The organism is Burkholderia sp. LMG 13014, assembly GCF_905232215.1.
Lineage (GTDB): Bacteria > Pseudomonadota > Gammaproteobacteria > Burkholderiales > Burkholderiaceae > Burkholderia.
Window position 1 is genome coordinate 1 of record NZ_CAJNKE010000918.1, and the last position, 1,645, is coordinate 1,645.

Annotated in this window: 2 protein-coding genes; both read right to left on the reverse strand. The window is 68.9% G+C overall.

Translation table 11 applies throughout. The features are described from left to right. The coding region (locus tag JYJ84_RS36130) for a CaiB/BaiF CoA-transferase family protein (protein WP_205190249.1) at positions 1-1,073 on the reverse strand (1,073 nt) is incomplete at its 3' end. Between the two features lie 61 nt (positions 1,074-1,134). Then, on the reverse strand, positions 1,135-1,645 hold a 511-nt coding region (locus JYJ84_RS36135), incomplete at its 5' end, for an MFS transporter (protein ID WP_205190250.1).

Consider the following 1,645-nt stretch of genomic DNA (forward strand, 5'->3'; position numbering starts at 1 on the left):
GGCACGTCGTCGCCCATCCCGCCGAGCGGCGTGACGACCTGGTGCAGCGTGCCGAGCGTCGGGTGCTCAACCGGCTCGACCAGCCCGCAATGCGCGAGCTGCGGATCGTCGAACACTTCGTCGAGCGTGTTGATCGGCCCGGCCGGCAGCCCGGCGTCGACGAAACGCTGCGTCCATTCGCGCTTGCCGCGCGTGCGCAGCCGGCTCTCGAGCAACGCCTTCAATTCGTCGCGGTGCGCGACACGCGCGTCGTTGGTCGCGAAGCGCGGATCGTTCGGCAGCTCGGGCAGATCCAGCAACTGGCACAGCCGCAGCCACATGTCGGTCGTGATCGGTGCGAGGTTGAGCGGCCCGTCGGCCGTCTCGAACACGCCGTACGGCGCGATCACCGCATGCGCATTGCCGGTGCGGCGCGGCACGTCGCCGAGACTCAGGTAGCGTTGGCCGTGCACACTCAACAGCGAAACGAGGCTTTCGAGCAGCGACGTGCCGACATGCTGGCCGCGCCCCGTGCGCTCACGCTCGAACAGTGCGGCCATCACGCCGGTCGCCACCCACATCCCCGAGCTGAGATCGCCGATCGCGGTGCCCGTGCGGGTCGGCTCGCCGTCGGGAAAACCGGTGAGGCTCATCAGCCCCGCATAGCCCTGCGCGATCTGGTCGAAACCCGGCCAGTCGCGCAACGGGCCACGCGGGCCGAACGCGGTGACGCTGCCCATCACAAGCCGCGGATCGCGCGCGCTCAGCGCGGCGTAGCCGAGCCCCATCGCGTCCATCGTGCCGGCCTTGAAATTCTCGATCACGACGTCGGCCTGCGCGATCAGCCGGCGCACGACGTCGAGGCCGGCGGGCTGCCGGAAATCCACGCAGATGCCGCGCTTGTTGCGGTTGCAGGACAGGTAGTACGTGCTCACGCCGCGATCGAACGGCCCCCACGCGCGGCTCATGTCGCCGTGCGGCCCCGACTCGACCTTGATCACGTCGGCGCCGAGATCGGCGAGTACCATCGAGCAGAACGGCCCCGACAGCGCGCGGCTCAGATCGACGACCCTGATTCCTTGTAATGCCTGCATTCCGGACTCCTGATATTGATGACTGGGTGTGGCGTGTTTCCAAACGATCGCGGCGTGCCGCTCATTCGGGCAGCGTCTGGTGACGCGTTTCGACCGCGAACGGCAGGATCAGGATGCCGAGCCCGAACGCGGCCGCAGTCCATGCGACCGGCACGCCGAGCGATCCGTAGCCGTGAATCGCCGCGCCGAGCAGGAAGTTCACGCCTGCGCCGATGAAGCGGCCAACCGACGCGTTGAACGCGAACGCGGTGGCCCGCACGCGCGTCGGGTACTGCTCGGGCAGCCACAGCGAGAAGATCGCGAAATTGCCGCCGAAGAAACCGAGGAACGCGAGCGACACCATGAACGCCGCGAGCCCGTTCGGCTGGTAGAACGCCCAGCCGAACGCGAACACGATCGATGCGGCCATGCCCGCGAAATACACGCCGAGCGCGGTGCGCCGGCCGAGCCGCTCGGACAGCCACGGCGCCACCAGACAGCCGGCGATCGTCGCGCACGACAGGATCGCCGCACCGATCGATGCGAGCCGCAGCGCGCCGATGTGGTCGATGCCCGCGCGCGCCGCCAGCGTG